The organism is Paracoccus sp. S4493 (assembly GCF_000967735.1).
Classification (GTDB): Bacteria; Pseudomonadota; Alphaproteobacteria; order Rhodobacterales; family Rhodobacteraceae; genus Paracoccus; species Paracoccus marcusii.
In genome coordinates, this window is the sequence record NZ_JXYF01000002.1 from 34,364 (window position 1) to 52,188 (window position 17,825).

The window sequence follows — 17,825 nt, forward strand, 5'->3', positions numbered from 1 at the left end:
ACAGAATCGCGTCAATCAGTTGACCGTGAAAGGGTGAAAAAACAGTTAACTAGCGGCAAGGGGAATGTAATCGACCGAATCGCCCGCCGATCTGGCCGGATCATGCGGCGGACGAACCAGCAGCGCATTCGCCTGCGCCATCAGCGCCAGCCGTGCCGAATCCTGATCCGCAAAGGGCGCGATCAGGGGCAGGTCCTCGCCCGCAGCCAATGTCGCCCGCAGGTAGTGCTGACGGGGTCCTTCAGCCGGCAGGTCATGGGCCAGCCTTGCCTTGCGCAACGGCGCATCCGCCGGAAGCCCCTGCATCGCACGGATCAGGGGCTGCATGAACAGAACCGCGCAAACCATTGCCGAAACGGGATTTCCCGGCAGGCCCAGCATGGCGCCTTCCGCCATCCGGCCCGCCATCAGCGGCTTTCCGGGACGCAGCGCGACCTTGTAGAAGGCCTGGTCGATACCGTGTTCCTGCGCCATCTTGCCGATCAGGTCATGGTCGCCGACCGATGCGCCGCCGATGGTGACCAGCAGATCCGCGTCCGCCGCCGCGCGAAAACTGGCACGCAGGCTGTCCTCGGTGTCGCGCGCGATCGGCAGGATATGCGGCTCACCGCCAGCATCACGGACCATGGCCGCAATGGCCAGGTCGTTCGAGCTGATGATCTGACCCTCCGCAGGGTCCGTGCCGGGGGGAACCAACTCGTCTCCGCCCGCCAGGATGACGACGCGGGGGCGCGCGGCGACCGTGACATTGTCAACGTTCATCGCAGCCAGCAGACCGATATGAGCGGCGCCCAAGATGATCCCCGGCGCGACGGTATCGCCTTGCGCAAAATCGTTGCCGCGCGCCCGGATGTTGCTGCCCCCGGATTGGGTCACAACGCGGATCACGTCGCCGTCGCGGTCCACGTTCTCTTGCAGTTCGACATGGTCAAAGCCTTGCGGCACCGGTGCACCGGTGAAGATGCGGATGGCGGTGCCCGGGCAGGCAGTGCCGCCCCACGGATGGCCTGCCGCGCTGGTGCCGATCACGGTCAGGGCGTCGTCCAGATCGACCGCCCGCATCGCATAGCCGTCCATCGCGGACGCATCGAAGGGGGGCTGGGTCAGCCGGGACACGGCGGGCTGCAGCAGGGCGCGGCCATGGGCGCCGGCCAGGGACACAATCTCGGGGCGCGGCGGGTTGGAAAGGGCCAGAACGCGTTCAAGGGCCTCGGCGACCGAGATCATCGCGGCGCCTCGTAGGGGCCGGACTTGCCGCCGTCCTTGCGCAGCAGGCGGATGTCCTGAATTTCCATCGACTTCTGAGCTGCCTTCAGCATGTCGTATACGGTCAGGCAGGCGGTGGTGACGGCGGTCAGCGCCTCCATCTCGACCCCGGTGCGGCCGGTGGTGCGGACGGTCGCGGTGACGCGGATACCGGGCAGGTCTGGATCGGCCACAAGGTCGACCGCGACCTTGGCCAGCGCCAGCGGATGGCACAGCGGGATCAGATCGGCGGTGCGCTTTGCGCCCATGATGCCCGCCAGGCGCGCCACGCCCAGCACGTCGCCCTTGGCCGCGCCCCCCTGCGCCAGGGATAGCGTTTCCGGTGTCATGATAACGCAGCCCGTGGCCACAGCTTCGCGCGCGGTTTCGGACTTGGCCGAGATGTCGACCATATGCGCCTGACCGGCGGCGTCGAAATGCGTCAGGGTCATGCTGCGACGTCCAGTATGGCGCGGGTGGCGGCGGTCACGTCGGCCTGACGCATCAGGCTTTCCCCGATCAGGAAGCGCCGCGCGCCGGTCTGCATCATCGCGCCCAGGTCCGCCGGGGTGAACAGCCCGCTTTCGCAAACCAACTGGCGGTCGTCGGGGATGCGCGGTGCAAGGTCGCGCGTTACGTCAAGTGTGACCTCGAAGGTCTTGAGATTGCGATTGTTCACGCCGATCAACGGCGATTTCAGGCGCAGGGCGCGGTCCAGTTCGGGCGCGTCATGCACCTCGATCAGGACATCCATGCCCCAGCCCATCGCCGCATCCTCCAGGTCGCGGGCCTGGGCGTCGTCGACCGAGGCCATGATGATCAGGATGCAGTCCGCGCCCCAGGCCCTGGCCTCGGTCACCTGATAGGTGTCGTAGAGGAAATCCTTGCGCAGCGCCGGCAGGTCGCATGCGGTGCGCGCAGCCGTCAGGAACGCGGGCGCGCCCTGAAAGCTGGGGCCGTCGGTCAGCACCGACAGGCAGGCCGCGCCGCCCGCCTGATAGGCACGGGCCAGCGATGGCGGATCGAAATCGGGCCGGATCAGGCCCTTGGACGGGCTGGCCTTCTTGATCTCGGCGATCAGGGCGGGGCCGCCAGTTGCGGCCCGGTCCAGCGCGCGGGCAAAGCCGCGGGGGGCGTCGGCCGCACGGGCCTGCGCGTCGAGGTCGGCCAGCGGACGCGCGGCCTTGGCGGCGGCGATCTCTTCCAGCTTGTAGGCCTTGATCTTGTCCAGAATATCCATGCCCCCGTTCTATCCCCACCGCGCGGGCGGGGAAAGGGGGCGCGGCGGTCAGCCGGTCCAGTCGATGGCCGCACGCCCCTGGTCCGTCAGCCAGTCGTTGATGCGGCTGAAGGGCCGCGATCCAAAGAACCCGCGCCGGGCCGACAGGGGCGAGGGATGGGCCGTGGCGATCACCAGATCCTGCGCGCGCGGCAGGCCCGCCACCGCTTTCCGCGCGTGATTGCCCCACAGCACGAAAGCCAGCGGACCGTGCGCCAGCGCCTCGGCAACGGCCTGTCGGGCCAGCCTTTCCCAGCCCCAGCCCGCATGGGCTCCTGCCTGTCCGGGCACGACCGACAGCGCGGTGTTCAGCAGCAGCACGCCCTGACGCGCCCAATGCAACAGATCACCTGTTTCGGGCGCATCGCCCAGATCGTCGCGCAGTTCGGCAAAGATATTGCGCAGGGACCGGGGCAGCGGCGTGTCGGGCGTGACCGAGAATGCCAACCCGTTCGCATGGCCCGGTGTCGGATAGGGATCCTGACCCAGGATCACGACCCGCACATCCCGCGGCGATGTCGCCTGCAGGGCCGCGAAGATCCGATCAGGCCCGGGCAGGAACGCCGTGTTCGACAGTCGGTCGCGGATCACCGGCCAGTCGTCCCGAAAGAACGGCAGATGCGCCCAGTCCGACGGGGGCGTCATGATTCGGGTGCGCCGGTGACCTGCGCCAGCGCCACCAGCCGCGCCTTTGCCGCGCCGCTGTCCAGCGATTCGGCGGCCATCCGGGCTCCGTCGCGCAGGTCGGAAACCCGCCCCGCGATCAGCAGCGCAGCGGCCGCGTTCAGCAGGACCGCGTCGCGATAGGCGCCCCGTTCGCCGTCCAGCAGGGCCCGGAAGGCTGCGGCATTGTGCGACGGCTCTCCGCCCACGATCGCGGCGAAGGGATGGCGGGAAAGGCCCGCATCCTCGGGGGCGATGGTGAATTCGGTGATCTGGCCGTCCTGCAGCGCGGCCACGTGGCTGTTCTCGGCGATCGACAGCTCGTCCGTGCCGTCGCCGCCATGCACCAGCCAGGCCGATGTCGATCCCAGGTCGCGCAGCACCTCGGCCATGGGGCGCAGCCAGTCGGCACTGAACGCGCCGGTCAGCTGGCGGCGGACCCCGGCCGGATTGGTCAGCGGTCCCAAGAGGTTGAAGACGGTGCGCGTGCCCAGTTCGGTCCGGGGCGGGCCGACATGGCGCATCGCCGGATGGTGCATCGGCGCCATCATGAAGCAGATGCCCGCCTGGTCCAGCGCGCGCTGCGCCACGGCGGGGCCGCCCAGCACGTTGATGCCCATCTGGGTCAGCGCATCGGCCGCCCCGGACTTCGACGACAGGTTTCGGTTGCCGTGCTTGGCCACCGGCACGCCGGCCCCCGCCACGACAAAGGCCGTCGCGGTCGAGATGTTCAGCGTCCCCTTGCCGTCGCCGCCGGTGCCCACGATATCCATCGCGCCGTCGGGGGCGGTGACGCGGTTCATGCGGGCGCGCATGGCGCGGGCGGCGGCTGCGATCTCGTCCACGGTTTCGCCGCGCACGCGCAAGGCCATCAGCAGGCCGCCGATCTGGGCGGGGGTCGCCGCACCGTCGAACAGCGCGGAGAACGCGGCCTCGGCCTCGGATCCCGTCAGGGGGCGTTCAGCGGCAAGGCCGATCAGGGGTCGGATGTCCGTCATGCGGCGTCCTTGCGGACGGTGCAGCGGTCCAGGAAGTTGCGGATCATCTCGTGTCCGAACTGCGAGGCGATGGATTCGGGGTGGAACTGGACGCCCTCGATCGGCAGGTCGGAATGGATCAGGCCCATGATCGTGCCGTCGTCCGACGTCGCGGTGACGCGCAGGCAGTTCGGCAGGGTCTCGGGTTCGACGGTCAGCGAATGATAGCGGGTGGCGTTCAGCGGCGATTGCAGCCCCGAAAAGACGCCCGTGCCGTCATGGCTGATCGCGTCGACCTTGCCGTGCAGGATGCGGTTGGCGCGCACGACGCGACCGCCGAACGCCTCTCCGATCGCCTGGTGGCCCAGGCACACCCCGAACAGCGGCACGGCGCGGTCCGCGGCCGCGCGGATCAGGTCCAGGCAGATCCCGGCCTGCGCCGGATCGCACGGCCCCGGAGAGATCACGATCCCGTCCGGCGCCATCGCCAGGGCCTCGTCCACGGTGATCTGGTCGTTGCGGCGCACGACGACCTCGGCCCCGGCCTCGCCCATGTAATGGACAAGGTTCCAGGTGAAGCTGTCGTAATTGTCGATCAGAAGGATCATCGATGCACCTTGCGGCCAGAAGAAGGGGGGCGGTTTCCCCCGGAAAAAGCGTCCGCTATAGATGGGCCAAAGCGCCACCGGGGGTCAAGACCGGGCGGACGCACAGCACGGGCGGGGCAGGGATGGCACGGGGTTTTCTGGCGGGGGCGGCGACGGGCGGGCTGGTTGGGGCCCTGGCGCTGGCCGGGCTGTCGCTGGCGGTGCCGCTGGCGCCGCCGGGGCGCGACGCGCTGTCGATCGGCATGCCGATCGGGTCCGAATTCGGACGCGGGGGCGACGTCTCGCCGACCTTGCCCGCGCCCAGTGCGGCCAGCCTGCGCGATGCGGCCACGCCCGCCGCGGTGCCCGCACCCCAGGATGAACCGGCCCCCGTGACGAATGACACGATGCGTCCCAGCCTGCAGCCCACGGACCGGATGCCTGCGCAACCCGCGCCCGACATGGCCGCCGATGCGCCCGGCCTGACCCTGCGCGGCGATACGCCGGTGACGGTGACCGGCCCCGCGCCCCAGCCCGCGATCCGCGCGGCGCAGGACGGATTGCCGCGGATCGCGCCGTCGGACGATGTGCCCATGGACCGGGCGCCCGCGATGCCCGCCCCGGCGCTGGACCTGTCGCTGCCACCGGACCTGACCGACCTTCGCAGAATGGAACGAAACTGACATGCGCCCGCTGAACCCCGCCCTCGCCGCGACCTTTGCCCCCCCGGTGATGGAGGCGCGCCGCTGGCTGAGCGGCGTCAGCTTTCCCGTCGACCGACCCCTGATCAATGTCAGCCAGGCCGCCCCCGTCGATCCGCCGCCCGAAGGGCTGCGCCGGGCCATCGCCGAGGCGGCCCTGCACCGACCCGAGGCGCATCTGTACGGCCCCGTCCTGGGCAACAGCGATCTGCGCGATGCCGTGGCGGCGCAGTTTTCTGCCGCCTATGGTGGTGCTCTGACGGGGACCAACGTCGCGATCACCCAAGGGTGCAACCAGGCGTTCTGCGCGGTCATGGCGACGCTGGCCGGGCAGGGCGATCAAGTGATCGTGCCGACGCCGTGGTACTTCAATCACAAGATGTGGCTGGACATGGCGGGCGTCGCCACGGTCCCGCTGCCCTGCGGGGCCGACATGCTGCCCGACCCCGATCACGCAGCGGCGTTGATCACGCCCGCCACGCGGGCGATCGTGCTGGTCACGCCGAACAACCCGTCGGGCGCGGAGTACCCGGCCGATCTTGTGGGGCGGTTCTTCGATCTGGCGCAGGCGCACGGGATCGCGCTGGTGGTGGACGAGACCTATCGCGATTTCGACAGCCGCGACGGGGCACCGCATGACCTGCTGACCCGGCCTGACTGGGACGGGACGCTGATCCAGCTCTACAGCTTTTCCAAGGCCTATCGCCTGACCGGGCATCGTGTCGGCGCCATCGTCGCCGGCATCGAGCGGTTGCAGCAGGTCGAGAAGTTCCTGGACACCGTGGCCATCTCTCCGTCGCAACTGGGTCAGATCGGCGCGGTCTGGGGGATGGAGCACCTGCAGGACTGGCTGGCCGGAGAGCGGGCCGAGATCCTGGCGCGCCGTGCCGCCGCCGCGGCCGCCCTTGGCGCCTTGCCCGGCTGGCGGTTGAAAAGCGCGGGGGCGTATTTCGCATGGGTCGAACACCCGTTCGCCGAAGGCTCGGCCGATCTGGCGCGGCGGATGGTGCGGGACGCAGGCGTCCTGGCGCTGCCCGGAACGATGTTCACGCCCGAGGGCGACGCCACGGGCCCGCGCCACCTGCGCATTGCGTTCGCCAATGCCGACGCGGCCGGAATCGCGGCGCTGGCGGACCGGCTGGCCGGCCTTTCGGCCTGATCCACTTGTGGCTGACCCGCCCGCGCCCTAAAGACGGGCGGGACACGACCACGAGGAAGGCCGCGCCATGTCACAGCTGCGTACCAAGGGCAAATCGACCATCGTCTGGATCCTGATGGGTCTGATGGTGCTGGGGCTGGGAGGCTTTGGCATCACCAGCTTTTCGGGCGGCACGACCGAGATCGGATCGGTCGGCGACACCAAGATCACCGCCGACGACTATGCCCGCGCCCTGCAATCGGAAATGCGCGCCTTTTCCCAGCAGACCGGCCAGCAGATCACCATGCAGCAGGCCCAGCAGATGGGGCTGGCGCAGTCGGTGCAGGCCAACCTGATCGCGGCGGCAGCGCTGGCGGAACAGGCGCGCGCCATCGGCGTGTCGGTGGGCGATGCGCAGGTCGCGCAGACGATCATGCAGGCGGGCGCGTTCCAGGGCCCGAACGGGTCGTTCGACCGTGCCGCCTATGCCGAGGTGCTGCGCCGCGAGAATCTGACCGAGGCCGATTTCGAGGCGACCGTGCGCGACGACGAGGCGCGCCTGCTGCTGCAGCGCGCCGTCGTGGGCGGCGTGACCGCGCCGGCGCCGATGGTCGACCAGACCGCGCGCTGGCTGCTGGAGACGCGCGATTTCAGCTGGCGCGAACTGACCGAGGACGAGTTGCCCGCGCCCGTGGCCGAGCCTGACGACGCGACGCTGCGCGCCTGGCATGCTGCCAATGGGGACCGCTTCACCGCACCCGAGACGCGCGCGATCACCTATGCCTGGGTGACGCCCGACATGCTGTCCTCCGAGGTGCAGCTGGACGAGGCCGCGCTGCGCGACACCTATCAGCTGAACATCGACCAGTTCCAGCGCCCCGCGCGCCGGATGGTCAGCCGCCTGGTCTTCCCCGACGAGGCACAGGCGCAGGCCGCCCGCGAGCAGATCGACGCCAACACCGCGCCGTTCGAATCCTTCGTCCTGCAGCGCGGACTGACGCTGGATGACGTTGATCTGGGCGAGGTGACCGAGGCGCAGCTGGGTTCGGCGGCCGAGGCCGTGTTCGCGCTGGACCAGCCGGGGGTCGTGGGTCCGCTGCCGACCGATCTGGGCCCTGCGCTGTTTTCGGTGAACGCGATCCTGGACCCCGTCGACATTCCCTTCGAGGAAGCGCGCGAAGGCCTGCGCGGAGAGGCGGCGCTGTCCGCCGCCGCGCGCCAGATCCAGGACCGCATCGCGGATTTGGAGGACGCGCTGGCAAGCGGCGCGACGCTGGAGGAGCTGGCCGAGGATACCGAGCTGGAACTGGGCCAGGTCGACTGGACCGCCGACGCGGTGCCGGCCGAGGGCAGCATCGCCGGATACGAGGCGTTTCGCGAACGTGCCGCCCAGATGGAAAGCACCGATTTCCCCGAACTGGCCGAACTGGCGGATGGCGGCGTCTTCGCGATGCGCCTAGACGAGATCGTGCCCCCGACCCTGCGCCCCTTCGAGGAGGTCCGCGACGAGGTTCTGGCCGATTGGCGCCGCGCCGAGGTCCAGCGCCAGCTGCTGGAACTGGCCGCCGATCTGAGCCTGGCCGAGGTCGCCCAGACCGAGGCGACCCCGGACGAGGCGCAGGCCGACGACGCCTCCGCCTGGACGACCGAAACCGGCCTGGCGCGCAGCGACTGGATGGACGGACTGCCCCCGCAGCTGCTGTCGCAGGCCTTTGCCGTGACCGAACCCGGTCAGGCCGAGGTCGTCGATGCGGGCGACCGGGTGTTCGTCGTGCGGCTTGACCAGATCAACGATGCCGACCTGTCCCAGCCCGATGCGGCGCAGGTGCTGGACGGGGTGCGGTCGCGTCTGGATCAGTCGCTGCAGGTCGACCTGTTCGACTATTACGCCCGCTATGCGCAGCGCCAGTCCGCGGTCGAATTGAACCAGTCCGCGATCAACGCCATCAACGCCCAGGTCCAGTGATGCAGCTGACGCCGGAATTTCCGCAGTTCGAGGCCGAATGGGCCGCAGGCCGCAACCAGCTGGTGACCATCCGGCTGGCCGCGGACCTGGACACCCCGGTCAGCCTGATGCTGAAGCTGGCCGAGGCCGCACCGCAGAGCTTCATGCTGGAATCGGTCACGGGCGGAGAGCTGCGCGGCCGCTATTCGATCGTCGGCATGAAGCCCGACCTGGTCTGGGAATGCCGCGACGGTCGGGCGCGGATCAACCGGCAGGCGCGGTTCTCTCAGGACTTCGAGGATGATACCCGCCCGGCGCTGGACAGCCTTCGGGCCCTGATCGCGGAAAGCCGGATCGACGCGATGCCCGAGGGCGTGCCGCCGGTCGCGGCGGGCCTGTTCGGCTATCTGGGCTATGACATGATCCGGCTGGTCGAAGATCTGCCGGATGTGAATCCCGATCCGCTGGACCTGCCGGACGCGATGATGATGCGCCCGTCGGTTGTGGCCGTGCTGGACGGCGTGAAGGGAGAGGTGACCCTGTGCGCCCCGGCTTGGCATGACGGTACCGACAATGCGCGCGCGGCCTATGCGCGCGCCGCGGAACGGGTCATGGATGCGCTGCGCTCGCTTGATCGGCAGCCGTCAGAGCCGCGGGTGATGGGCGACGACACGCAGATCGGCGCGCCGGTGTCCAATTTCGCCAAACCCGATTATCTGGCCGCGATTGAGACCGCCAAGGATTACATTCGCGCGGGCGACATCTTTCAGGTCGTTCCCAGCCAGCGGTGGCGGATGGACTTTCCGTTGCCGCCCTTCGCACTTTACCGCAGCCTGCGGCGGACCAACCCGTCGCCCTTCATGTTCTTCCTGAACATGGGCGGTTTCCAGATCGTCGGTGCAAGCCCCGAGATCCTGGTCCGCCTGCGCGACGGAGAGGTGACGATCCGCCCCATCGCCGGAACGCGGCCCCGCGGCGCGGACGAGGCGGAGGATCGTGCGCTGGAGGCCGATCTTCTGTCCGACCAGAAGGAATTGGCCGAACACCTGATGCTGCTGGATCTGGGCCGCAACGACGTGGGTCGCGTCGCTAGGCCCGGCACCGTCCGCCCGACCGAGCAGTTTGTGATCGAACGCTATAGCCATGTCATGCACATCGTGTCCAACGTGGTCGGAGAGCTGCGGGAGGGCGAGGACGCGCTGTCCGCGCTGTTGGCGGGCCTGCCTGCCGGGACGGTGTCGGGCGCGCCCAAGGTCCGCGCGATGCAGATCATCGACGAGTTGGAGCCTGAAAAGCGGGGCGTCTATGGCGGTGCTGTCGGCTATTTCGCGGCCAATGGCGAGATGGACATGTGCATCGCGTTGCGTACCGGCGTGGTCAAGGACAAGGCGCTGTATATTCAGGCTGGCGGGGGCGTCGTCTACGACAGCGACCCCGAAGCGGAGTTCGAGGAAACGGTGAACAAAAGCCGTGCCCTGCAGCGCGCCGCAGAAGGCGCGTCGCGGTTCGTCCGCGGAAACAGTTGAGCGCAACGAAAAACGGCGGCCAAAGGGCCGCCGTTCTTTTGTCAGGATCGCAACTCAGTTGGCGGGTGCGGTCTCGGTCGTCGCGCCGTCGGCCGGTTCCGTTGCCATCGTGTCCGCTGGCTCGGTTGCCATCGTGTCGGCGGGTTCAGCCATACCGTCGGCGGGTTCGGCCGCCATGTCACCTGCAGGTTCCGTCGCCATCGTGTCGGCAGGCGGGGTCGCGGTGCCGGTAGCCATCGGATCTGCGGCAGGGGCCGCTGCCGGATCAGCCGCCGGGTCGCTCATCATGTCGCCGGCCGGGGCTTCCTGATCGCGGAACACGTATTCGGGTGCGGCCTCAGCCTCTTCGCGGGTCAGATCACTGGTGATCTCTTGCGCGTCCGAGTTGATGGTCAGGTCAGCCCACGGCAGGGCGATCTGCTTCTGGCCGATGCCGAGGAAACCACCCACGCCGATGATCGCGGCCTTCATCTCGCCGGTGTCGCCATCGACGATCAGGTCGCTGATCGAGCCGATGTCAGTGCCATCAGGCGACGTCACGCTGGCGCCGGTGATCCAGTCGATGCGCCATTCGTTTTCAGCCTGCTGAACCTCGACCTTTTCTGCAGCGGATGCGGCGGCGGCGGCTTCATCGGCGTCTTCGGTGGCCATGTCATCCGTGGCCATGTCACCCGTCGCCATGTCGCCGGTTCCGGCGTCGGTCATGGGGGCGGTTTCGGCAGGCTCCATCGCGGGATCAGCGGCGGGTGCCGTGTCTTGCGCGAATGCCGCGCCAAGGGTCAGAGGCAGAGCAAGGGTGGTGGTCAAAAGCAGCTTACGCATGTCTTTGGTCTCCTGTGTGTGCCTTGCGGGTTGCTTGGGCAGCCCGCCATTGGGTGCTTAATGCACCGGCATCACGTCAGGTTCCCGCCCTGTCGGTGACAGAAATGTCAGGGGTTCGCCAAGCCCCTGATATCGTTTCAGTCTTCGCCGCGGAAAGGTTGCACGTACTGCAATGCCATGTCCCACGGGAAGAAGATCCAGGTGTCCTGGCTGACCTCGGTCACATAGCTGGCGACCATCGGCTTGCCCTTGGGCTTGGCATAGACGGTGGCTAGATGTGCCTTGGGATACATCTCGCGGATCAGTTCCAGCGTGCGTCCCGAATCAACCAAGTCGTCCACGACCAGGATGCCCTCGCCATCGCCCATCAGTTCGGGGTCGGGGCGCTTGAGGACCTCCAGCTGGCCCTGGCCCGCTTCCGTGCCGACGCCCTTGTAGGAGCGGATCGAGATCGTGTCGATGGTCCGGATGTCCAGTTCCCGCGCGACGATCATCGCGGGGACAAGCCCGCCGCGCGTCACGGCGACCACGGCCCGCCATTCGGTGCCGTCCATGCGCCATGCCAGGGCGCGCGCGTCGCGGTGCAGCTGGTCCCAGCTGACATGGAAGCCTTTTTCGTGCGGCAGGCGGTCGTTCATCGTTGTCTCCTTCACGGGCGCAGGACCAGGGACAGGCCGAGGGCGGCGATCGCCAGCCCGGCCCCCCGGTCGATCCAGAATTTCAGGGCCGCATAGCGCCGCCGCAACAGCGGCAGGGCCATCAGGCTGGCCAGTGCGGTATAGAAGAACAGCTCGACCGACAAGGCCACGGCATAGATGGCGCCCTTGTCGGCGACACTCAGCGCTGCGGGGAAGATCGACAGCAGCACGGCGGAGTAAAACAGCGCCGGTTTCGGGTTCGACAGGTTCAGTGCCATGCCTGACCACAGGCTCATCCCGCCCGCCGCGGCGTCGGGCATCGGGTCGCGGGCGTGGATCCACATCAGGATGCCGATGCGGATCAGATAGGCCCCGCCCAACAGTTTCAGCAGGATCAGGGTCCAGGGGGCGACGCGGAACAGGGCTGTCAGTCCCAGCAGCGCGACCAGGCACCAGACCGACGCGCCGATCGCCAAGCCCCACCCATAGGTCAGCGCGCGTCTGCGCCCCAGGGCAAAGGCGCCCTGGCTGACGGCGATCACGCCGGGTCCGGGCGACAGGATCGCGGCCGACAGCGTGGCCACGAAGATGCCCATCTGTTCGGCCGTGATCTGGATCATCGGGGCTGCGTGTCCGTCAGTCCTTCTTGACGGTCGCGATGTCGGGGGCGTCGACGGCCTTCATGCCCACGACGTGATAGCCGGCATCGACGTGATGCGTCTCGCCGGTCACGCCGGCGCCAAGGCGCGACAGAAGGTACAGGGCGGAATTGCCGACATCTTCCTGCGTGACATTGCGACGCAGCGGAGAGTTCAGTTCGTTCCACTTCATGATGTAGCGGAAGTCGCCGATGCCGCTGGCGGCCAGCGTCTTGATCGGACCGGCGCTGATCGCGTTGACGCGAATGTTGTCCTTGCCGAAATCCTCGGCCAGATAGCGGACCGAGGCCTCCAGCGCGGCCTTGGCGACGCCCATCACGTTGTAATGCGGCATGACGCGTTCGGCGCCGTAATAGGTCAGCGTCAGCATCGACCCGCCATCCTTCATCATCGCGGCCGCGCGGCGCGCGACGGCGGTGAAGGAATAGACCGAAATGTCCATCGTCATCAGGAAGTTGTCGCGTGTCGTCTCCGCATAGCGGCCGCGCAGCTGGTCCTTGTCCGAAAAGCCGATGGCATGGACGACGAAATCCAGCCCGTCCCATTTCGCGCCCAGATCCGCGAACAGGGTATCGATCGATGCCTCGTTCGACACGTCGCAGGGCAGCACCGTGTCCGACCCCAGCTGCGCCGCCAGCGGATCGACGCGCTTCTTCAGCGCATCGCCCTGATAGCTGAACGCCAATTCCGCACCCTCGGCCGCCAGGGCCTTGGCGATGCCCCAGGCGATCGACTTGTCGTTGGCCAATCCCATGATGAGACCGCGCTTGCCGGCCATCAGGCCGGGCCTCTGCTCGCTTGACATGTCCTGTCCCTCACGCTTTCAACCGTTTCAAAGGTGATTAGGGCAAGTGTCCTGTCGCAGCAAGCACAAGGAATGCGCGATGAGTGATCGGACCGGAATCTTTGCGGGCGACGACCCGTTCGACATCGCCCGCGCCTGGCTGGAAGAGGCGCGGGCGTCCGAGCCCAACGACCCGAATGCCATCGCGCTGGCCAGCGTCGATGCAGACGGGCTGCCGGATGTGCGGATGGTCCTGCTCAAGGATATCGACGGGCAGGGGCTGGACGGATCCTTCGTCTTCTATACCAATTATGACAGCGCCAAGGGTCGCCAGATCGAGGCCTCGGGCAAGGCGGCCTTCGTGATGCACTGGAAATCGCTGCACCGGCAGATCCGCGTGCGCGGCACCGTCACGAGAGAGGACGGACCCCAAGCCGACGCCTATTACGACAGCCGAGCGCTGCAGAGCAGGTTGGGGGCTTGGGCCTCGCGCCAGTCGCAACCGCTGGATGCCCGCGCGACGCTGGTGGCCGAGGCCGCCAAGGCCGGACTGCGCCACGGTCCGCGCCCCGCGCGGCCGCCGTTCTGGGGCGGCTATCGCATCACTCCGTCACATCTGGAATTCTGGGCCGACGGCGCGTTTCGCCTGCACGACCGGTTCCGGTGGACCCGCGACGCGGATGCCGGATGGTCGGTCGAACGGCTCTATCCATGACCCGCCGCGATATGTCGTCGCAGGAACGGAACCAACTTTTGTTAATCTCGTTGGCATAGTCTCGCCTCCAAGCCACTGTTGTGTTGTAGTCAGTCGAGGGGGTCATTACTGTCCTAGGACAATCGGCTAGCGTGAATACGGAAATGCGATGACAGAAGACGGCGGCCTCAAGCTGGTGACAGGGTTGGTCAAGTGGTTTGACCCCTCGAAGGGCTATGGCTTCATTCTGGACGAAAACGGCGGCAGCGATATTCTGTTGCATGGCAACGTGTTGCGCAATTTCGGCCGCAGTTCCGTCGCCGATCAGTCACGCGTGCAGGTGCTGGTGCAGCATACCAGCCGCGGCGTGCAGGCCGCAGAGGTCGTTTCGGTCGAGCCACCCGCCACCGACGGACAGGCCCCCATCGCCGACCTGGACATCGACATCATCGAGAACCTCGACAGCCTTCCGCTGCGACCGGCGCGTGTGAAATGGTTCGACAAATCCAAGGGCTTCGGGTTCGCCAACATCTTCGGTTACTCCGAGGATGTCTTCATCCACATCGAGGTCCTGCGCCATTCCGGTTTTGCAGACCTTGCCATCGGGGAGGCGCTTTGCCTGCGCATCGTCGAGGGCCCCCGTGGCCTCATGGCGGCACAGATCGCGGCATGGGATGCGGCGCAGACGGCCCATGACGAAAAGGCGCAGGCCGAATCGCTTCACAACTCGCTTCCCCATGTTGCGGAGTAGCCTTGCAGTCGCCCTGTTGCTGGCGCTGGCTGCGCCGCTTGCGGCCCAACCCATCGTCCCGGCAGCCGATGCGCAATGCAGGTCTGATGCGGCGCTGATTCGCACAACTGGCGACACGGCTCTGTCCTTTCAAATCGAGGTTGCCGACACACCCGAATCACGGGCCCAAGGCCTGATGTTCCGCAGAAACCTGCCTGCGGGAGAGGGGATGCTGTTCGTCTATCCCGAACCCCAGCCGGTCAGTTTCTGGATGCGCAACACGCTGATCCCGCTCGACCTGATCTTCTTTGACGAAATCGGCGTGATCCGTCATATTCACCGCAACGCTCGCCCCTTGGACGAAACGCCGATCCCCGGCGCCGCCGTCGGCGATCCGCGGCCGGACCGCCTGATGGTCCTGGAAATCGCAGGAGGCGAGGCGGCAAGGTTGGGCCTTGCCGCCGGCCAGCAACTGGCTCATCCCGCGCTGGATCGCACTACCGCAGCTTGGCCATGCCGCTAGGGCTTTCCACCGCCGCGCCCTTGCGCTAAAGCGCGGGTGTCGGGGCGTAGCGCAGCCTGGTAGCGCGACGGTTTTGGGAACCGTAGGCCGTAGGTTCGAATCCTATCGCCCCGACCACTGAACACCGCGCTTCTATTGATGCGTTGCGCGCCCGCTTACGCGGTATTCTCTCGATCTTTGTTCAGAACCTATCGCGATCAAACGATCATCTGTTCAATGCCAAGGCGTTGGCATCGATCATCTCGTCCCAAAGCGTGGCGAACATCGCATCGGGAGCGGTGCTTCGGCCGTGCATCAGGGGATAGGCAAGAAAGTGCGGTCGTTCGGTGTCGGGCCGGGTGGAGGCGAAATAGCGTTCCGCCAGCCCGCACAGAACGTCGTCCGGCTTGACCGCCGCCATCATCTCCTGATGAAAGAACGGCGTGCGGCAGAAGATGATCTTGCGCCAGTAACGTGCCAACTCTGTCAACAGCGAGCGAAAGAACGAGTCGCCAAAAATCATTAGCGTCCGCGGCGTTACCGATTTCGGGGACGATATCAGGTGCATGATTCCCATGTTCCCGGCCTGAACCCCATTGGCAGCCGAGGTGATCTGGGGGTGTGCCATCGGCGAACGCCTGATCTCGCTGATTTTCGGCGTACATTGCACACCCAGGTCCCCCACGTATTCTCTTTCCGGACCCATGCTGGATGTAAGATCAGCCAGAACCTTGCTTGCATCGATATGCAAAGTCCGTTCAGCCACATCGGCGGCCAGGTGCATGTTCGCGACGGGAGTGTAGTGACTGTCAGTCATGCTCAGCCGATCATTCCGCCCGAACAGATGGTCGATCGGATAAAGCAGATCGTTGGGCCGCGCGTCAGATGGCATCGAGCGTTCGAATATCGATCGATACCCGAGCCCTGCCGTGACGGCGTTCAGAACGATCGGATCGGGAAACACCCATTGGGAATAGGTGCAGCCGTTCTCATCCGCCCACTGCTTCCGCATGCGATGATTGCGTCTGAAAATCTCGATGCGCTCCTCCGGCACCGTGGAACTGCCGCGTTCGAACATCTGCGCGACCCCGTGATTTCCCCCGACAAGCACAAGCCGCCCGTCCTCCAGGCGACGTATATTGGGCGGCACCGTCGCGTCGTGTTGCGCAATCATCGGGATGTGTCCTTTTCGACTGTCATGCCCCTCTCAGTACCGTTCCGCAGCCTGACGTTTCAAGTTGTGACAGAACCGCATGGCGGGCCTCACCGCGACGCCCAATCGAACCCGTGCTGAGGCATCGGGTGGCAGCCGCGGTTCTTCCGCGGTCAGGACATGGAAAAGGGGCCGCGTGGGCCCCTTGCTTTCGGCGATCTTTCCGGCGTTATGCAGCCTTCTGAGCGTCCAGTTCGCTGACGACGGGACGGGTGCCGTCTTCGCGGGCATAGTATCCGTACATCTGATCCAGTGCGGCATCGGCCTGCTGGCTGCGCTTGCGGTCCGCGATGCTCAGCGGCTTCTGGGTCTGGTTCGACATTGTCATTCTCCGATCAGGGCGTTTCCTCCCGTGACCGTCAGATATTGACTGCCCAGTCAAAATGAAACCGCCCTGACGCAAGGTCAGGGCGGGTGCAGGGCAGCCATGCAATGCGGTCAACTCAGCCGATGCGCAGCATCCGATGCTTTTTCTTGCCGACCGAGATCTTGATGCCGCGCTCCAGTGCAGCCTGTTCAAAGGGCATCTGCGGATCGGTGACAGGCGCGTTGTCGGCGCGCAGGCCGCCTTCGGCCACCAGTCGCTTGACCTCCTTGCCGCTGGCGACGATGCCCGACTGGACCAGGGCCTGCGCGATGGTCACGCCTTGCGCCTGATCGGCGGGCAGCACCGCGACCTCCAGATCGCCGCCCGCGCCGCCGTCCTGAAAGACGCTGCGCGCGGTCGCCTCGGCGCTGGCGGCGGCATCGGCGCCGTGCAACAGGGTCGTCACTTCGTTGGCCAGACGGACCTTGGCCTCGTTGATCTCGGACCCCTGCAGCGCGCCCATGCGGTCGCATTCGTCCACCGGCAGTTCGGTGTACAGCTTCAGGAACCGGCCCACATCGGCATCGGTTGTGTTGCGCCAGAACTGCCAGAACTCATAGGGCGACAGCATGTCCGCCGACAGCCAAGTCGCTCCGCCCGCCGACTTGCCCATCTTGCGCCCGTCGCTGGTCGTCAGCAGCGGAGAGGTCAGGCCCCAGACCTGCCGGTCGTCCACGCGCCGCGTGAGGTCGATGCCGTTGACGATGTTGCCCCACTGGTCCGACCCGCCCATCTGCAGAACGCAGCCATGGCGGCGGTTCAGCTCCAGGAAGTCGTAGGCCTGCAGGATCATGTAGTTGAATTCCAGGAAGCTCAGCGACTGTTCCCGGTCCAGCCGGGACTTGACCGATTCGAAGGACAGCATCCGGTTGACGCTGAAATGCCGGCCGATGTCGCGCAGGAAGGTCAGGTAGTTCAGGCCGTCCAGCCATTCGGCATTGTTCAGCATCACCGCGCCGTCGGGGCGGTAATCCAGATAGCGGGCAAAGACCCGGCCCATGCCGTCGATATTGGACTGGATCGCGGCATCGTCCAGAAGCGGGCGTTCGTCGCTGCGGAAGGACGGATCGCCGACCTTGGTCGTGCCGCCGCCCATCAGGGTCAGGGGCTTGTTGCCGGTCTTCTGGAACCAGCGCAGCATCATGATGTTCAGCAGGTGCCCGACATGCAGGCTGGCTGCCGTCGCGTCATAGCCGATATAGGCCGTGATCGGTCCCGCCAGCAGCGCCTGATCCAGCCCGGCGTAATCCGTGCAGTCGGCCAGATAGCCGCGTTCGGACATGATGCGCAGGAAGTCGGATTTGGGCTGGTATGTCATGGGCTTCATCCTTGTGTATCCGCGCGATATACAGGCA

Annotated in this window: 20 protein-coding genes and 1 tRNA gene; 8 read left to right on the forward strand and 13 right to left on the reverse strand. The window is 66.7% G+C overall.

The genetic code is table 11. From position 1 onward, the window contains the following. Positions 1 to 45 precede the first annotated feature (45 nt). From glp to TW83_RS00605, 6 genes are read right to left on the reverse strand one after another with little or no spacing between them, the layout of a single operon-like run. A complete protein-coding gene (gene glp, locus TW83_RS00580) occupies positions 46 to 1,227 on the reverse strand; it encodes a gephyrin-like molybdotransferase Glp (protein ID WP_045980824.1) in 1,182 nt (393 codons plus the stop codon). Next, positions 1,224 to 1,697: a cyclic pyranopterin monophosphate synthase MoaC gene (moaC, locus tag TW83_RS00585; protein WP_045980825.1), complete on the reverse strand. Its 474-nt coding sequence runs from the start codon at positions 1,695 to 1,697 to the stop codon at positions 1,224 to 1,226. The genes glp and moaC overlap by 4 nt, the downstream gene beginning before the upstream one ends. Next, entirely contained in the window at positions 1,694 to 2,485 is a 792-nt protein-coding gene (trpC, locus tag TW83_RS00590; protein ID WP_045980826.1) for an indole-3-glycerol phosphate synthase TrpC, read from the reverse strand. The genes moaC and trpC overlap by 4 nt, the downstream gene beginning before the upstream one ends. Positions 2,486 to 2,533: 48 nt before the next feature. Continuing rightward, complete coding sequence (locus TW83_RS00595; protein WP_045980827.1) at positions 2,534 to 3,169, reverse strand: uracil-DNA glycosylase; 636 nt, start codon at positions 3,167 to 3,169, stop codon at positions 2,534 to 2,536. After that, on the reverse strand, positions 3,166 to 4,185 hold the full coding sequence (gene trpD / locus TW83_RS00600) for an anthranilate phosphoribosyltransferase (RefSeq protein ID WP_045980828.1): 1,020 nt from the start codon (positions 4,183 to 4,185) through the stop codon (positions 3,166 to 3,168). Before trpD ends, TW83_RS00595 begins: the two co-directional genes overlap by 4 nt. After that, positions 4,182 to 4,772 (reverse strand): aminodeoxychorismate/anthranilate synthase component II, encoded by a 591-nt coding sequence (locus tag TW83_RS00605; protein ID WP_045980829.1) that lies wholly within the window; start codon positions 4,770 to 4,772, stop codon positions 4,182 to 4,184. Before TW83_RS00605 ends, trpD begins: the two co-directional genes overlap by 4 nt. Before the next feature lie 122 nt (positions 4,773 to 4,894). On the opposite strand from TW83_RS00605, the gene TW83_RS00610 reads away from it, so the two are divergent. From TW83_RS00610 to trpE, 4 genes are all read left to right on the forward strand, one after another. Continuing rightward, on the forward strand, positions 4,895 to 5,434 hold the full coding sequence (locus tag TW83_RS00610) for a hypothetical protein (RefSeq protein ID WP_045980830.1): 540 nt from the start codon (positions 4,895 to 4,897) through the stop codon (positions 5,432 to 5,434). A gap of 1 nt (position 5,435) precedes the next feature. Continuing rightward, on the forward strand, positions 5,436 to 6,611 hold the full coding sequence (locus TW83_RS00615; protein ID WP_045980831.1) for an aminotransferase: 1,176 nt from the start codon (positions 5,436 to 5,438) through the stop codon (positions 6,609 to 6,611). Positions 6,612 to 6,678: 67 nt separating this feature from the next. Beyond that, complete coding sequence (locus TW83_RS00620) at positions 6,679 to 8,556, forward strand: SurA N-terminal domain-containing protein (RefSeq protein ID WP_045980832.1); 1,878 nt, start codon at positions 6,679 to 6,681, stop codon at positions 8,554 to 8,556. Then, positions 8,556 to 10,061 carry an anthranilate synthase component I gene (trpE, locus tag TW83_RS00625; RefSeq protein WP_045980833.1) on the forward strand — a complete coding sequence of 502 codons (1,506 nt, stop codon included), beginning with the start codon at positions 8,556 to 8,558 and terminating at the stop codon, positions 10,059 to 10,061. Before TW83_RS00620 ends, trpE begins: the two co-directional genes overlap by 1 nt. Before the next feature lie 54 nt (positions 10,062 to 10,115). On the opposite strand, the gene TW83_RS00630 is transcribed toward trpE, so the two are convergent. The 4 genes from TW83_RS00630 to fabI form a co-directional block, all read right to left on the reverse strand. Then, on the reverse strand, positions 10,116 to 10,883 hold the full coding sequence (locus TW83_RS00630; RefSeq protein WP_045980834.1) for a PRC-barrel domain-containing protein: 768 nt from the start codon (positions 10,881 to 10,883) through the stop codon (positions 10,116 to 10,118). A 137-nt stretch (positions 10,884 to 11,020) separates the two neighbouring features. Then, positions 11,021 to 11,521, reverse strand: coding sequence for a xanthine phosphoribosyltransferase (gpt, locus tag TW83_RS00635; RefSeq protein WP_045980835.1), 501 nt, complete (start codon positions 11,519 to 11,521; stop codon positions 11,021 to 11,023). 11 nt (positions 11,522 to 11,532) lie between these two features. Continuing rightward, on the reverse strand, positions 11,533 to 12,141 hold the full coding sequence (locus TW83_RS00640) for a LysE family transporter (RefSeq protein ID WP_206692642.1): 609 nt from the start codon (positions 12,139 to 12,141) through the stop codon (positions 11,533 to 11,535). A gap of 16 nt (positions 12,142 to 12,157) precedes the next feature. Next, complete coding sequence (gene fabI, locus TW83_RS00645) at positions 12,158 to 12,985, reverse strand: enoyl-ACP reductase FabI (RefSeq protein WP_045980836.1); 828 nt, start codon at positions 12,983 to 12,985, stop codon at positions 12,158 to 12,160. A gap of 79 nt (positions 12,986 to 13,064) precedes the next feature. Here fabI and pdxH point away from each other — a divergent pair, with 79 nt between their 5' ends. The 4 genes from pdxH (at position 13,065) to TW83_RS00665 (ending at position 15,028) form a co-directional block, all read left to right on the forward strand. Next, on the forward strand, positions 13,065 to 13,679 hold the full coding sequence (gene pdxH / locus TW83_RS00650; protein WP_045980837.1) for a pyridoxamine 5'-phosphate oxidase: 615 nt from the start codon (positions 13,065 to 13,067) through the stop codon (positions 13,677 to 13,679). A 148-nt stretch (positions 13,680 to 13,827) separates the two neighbouring features. Then, positions 13,828 to 14,409 carry a cold shock domain-containing protein gene (locus tag TW83_RS00655; RefSeq protein WP_045980838.1) on the forward strand — a complete coding sequence of 194 codons (582 nt, stop codon included), beginning with the start codon at positions 13,828 to 13,830 and terminating at the stop codon, positions 14,407 to 14,409. A 16-nt stretch (positions 14,410 to 14,425) separates the two neighbouring features. After that, positions 14,426 to 14,911 (forward strand): DUF192 domain-containing protein, encoded by a 486-nt coding sequence (locus TW83_RS00660; RefSeq protein WP_343251958.1) that lies wholly within the window; start codon positions 14,426 to 14,428, stop codon positions 14,909 to 14,911. A gap of 40 nt (positions 14,912 to 14,951) precedes the next feature. Then, a tRNA-Pro gene (locus TW83_RS00665) sits at positions 14,952 to 15,028 on the forward strand. A gap of 88 nt (positions 15,029 to 15,116) precedes the next feature. Here TW83_RS00665 and TW83_RS00670 read toward each other — a convergent pair. From TW83_RS00670 to tyrS, 3 genes are all read right to left on the reverse strand, one after another. Continuing rightward, positions 15,117 to 16,064, reverse strand: a complete 948-nt coding sequence (locus TW83_RS00670) for a hypothetical protein (RefSeq protein WP_045980840.1) — start codon at positions 16,062 to 16,064, stop codon at positions 15,117 to 15,119. Positions 16,065 to 16,272: 208 nt separating this feature from the next. Further along, complete coding sequence (locus TW83_RS20355) at positions 16,273 to 16,425, reverse strand: hypothetical protein (RefSeq protein WP_157001283.1); 153 nt, start codon at positions 16,423 to 16,425, stop codon at positions 16,273 to 16,275. A gap of 121 nt (positions 16,426 to 16,546) precedes the next feature. Next, positions 16,547 to 17,788 carry a tyrosine--tRNA ligase gene (gene tyrS / locus TW83_RS00675; RefSeq protein WP_045980841.1) on the reverse strand — a complete coding sequence of 414 codons (1,242 nt, stop codon included), beginning with the start codon at positions 17,786 to 17,788 and terminating at the stop codon, positions 16,547 to 16,549. Between the last annotated feature and the right edge of the window lie 37 nt (positions 17,789 to 17,825).

Bases quoted from the DNA above. Each gene is read 5' to 3' on its own strand.
- glp (WP_045980824.1), bottom strand. From the start codon at position 1,227: ATGATCTCGGTCGCCGAGGCCCTTGAACGCGTTCTGGCCCTTTCCAAC.
- moaC (WP_045980825.1), bottom strand. From the start codon at position 1,697: ATGACCCTGACGCATTTCGACGCCGCCGGTCAGGCGCATATGGTCGAC.
- trpC (WP_045980826.1), bottom strand. From the start codon at position 2,485: ATGGATATTCTGGACAAGATCAAGGCCTACAAGCTGGAAGAGATCGCC.
- TW83_RS00595 (WP_045980827.1), bottom strand. From the start codon at position 3,169: ATGACGCCCCCGTCGGACTGGGCGCATCTGCCGTTCTTTCGGGACGAC.
- trpD (WP_045980828.1), bottom strand. From the start codon at position 4,185: ATGACGGACATCCGACCCCTGATCGGCCTTGCCGCTGAACGCCCCCTG.
- TW83_RS00605 (WP_045980829.1), bottom strand. From the start codon at position 4,772: ATGATCCTTCTGATCGACAATTACGACAGCTTCACCTGGAACCTTGTC.
- TW83_RS00610 (WP_045980830.1), top strand. From the start codon at position 4,895: ATGGCACGGGGTTTTCTGGCGGGGGCGGCGACGGGCGGGCTGGTTGGG.
- TW83_RS00615 (WP_045980831.1), top strand. From the start codon at position 5,436: ATGCGCCCGCTGAACCCCGCCCTCGCCGCGACCTTTGCCCCCCCGGTG.
- TW83_RS00620 (WP_045980832.1), top strand. From the start codon at position 6,679: ATGTCACAGCTGCGTACCAAGGGCAAATCGACCATCGTCTGGATCCTG.
- trpE (WP_045980833.1), top strand. From the start codon at position 8,556: ATGCAGCTGACGCCGGAATTTCCGCAGTTCGAGGCCGAATGGGCCGCA.
- TW83_RS00630 (WP_045980834.1), bottom strand. From the start codon at position 10,883: ATGCGTAAGCTGCTTTTGACCACCACCCTTGCTCTGCCTCTGACCCTT.
- gpt (WP_045980835.1), bottom strand. From the start codon at position 11,521: ATGAACGACCGCCTGCCGCACGAAAAAGGCTTCCATGTCAGCTGGGAC.
- TW83_RS00640 (WP_206692642.1), bottom strand. From the start codon at position 12,141: ATGATCCAGATCACGGCCGAACAGATGGGCATCTTCGTGGCCACGCTG.
- fabI (WP_045980836.1), bottom strand. From the start codon at position 12,985: ATGTCAAGCGAGCAGAGGCCCGGCCTGATGGCCGGCAAGCGCGGTCTC.
- pdxH (WP_045980837.1), top strand. From the start codon at position 13,065: ATGAGTGATCGGACCGGAATCTTTGCGGGCGACGACCCGTTCGACATC.
- TW83_RS00655 (WP_045980838.1), top strand. From the start codon at position 13,828: ATGACAGAAGACGGCGGCCTCAAGCTGGTGACAGGGTTGGTCAAGTGG.
- TW83_RS00670 (WP_045980840.1), bottom strand. From the start codon at position 16,064: ATGATTGCGCAACACGACGCGACGGTGCCGCCCAATATACGTCGCCTG.
- TW83_RS20355 (WP_157001283.1), bottom strand. From the start codon at position 16,425: ATGTCGAACCAGACCCAGAAGCCGCTGAGCATCGCGGACCGCAAGCGC.
- tyrS (WP_045980841.1), bottom strand. From the start codon at position 17,788: ATGACATACCAGCCCAAATCCGACTTCCTGCGCATCATGTCCGAACGC.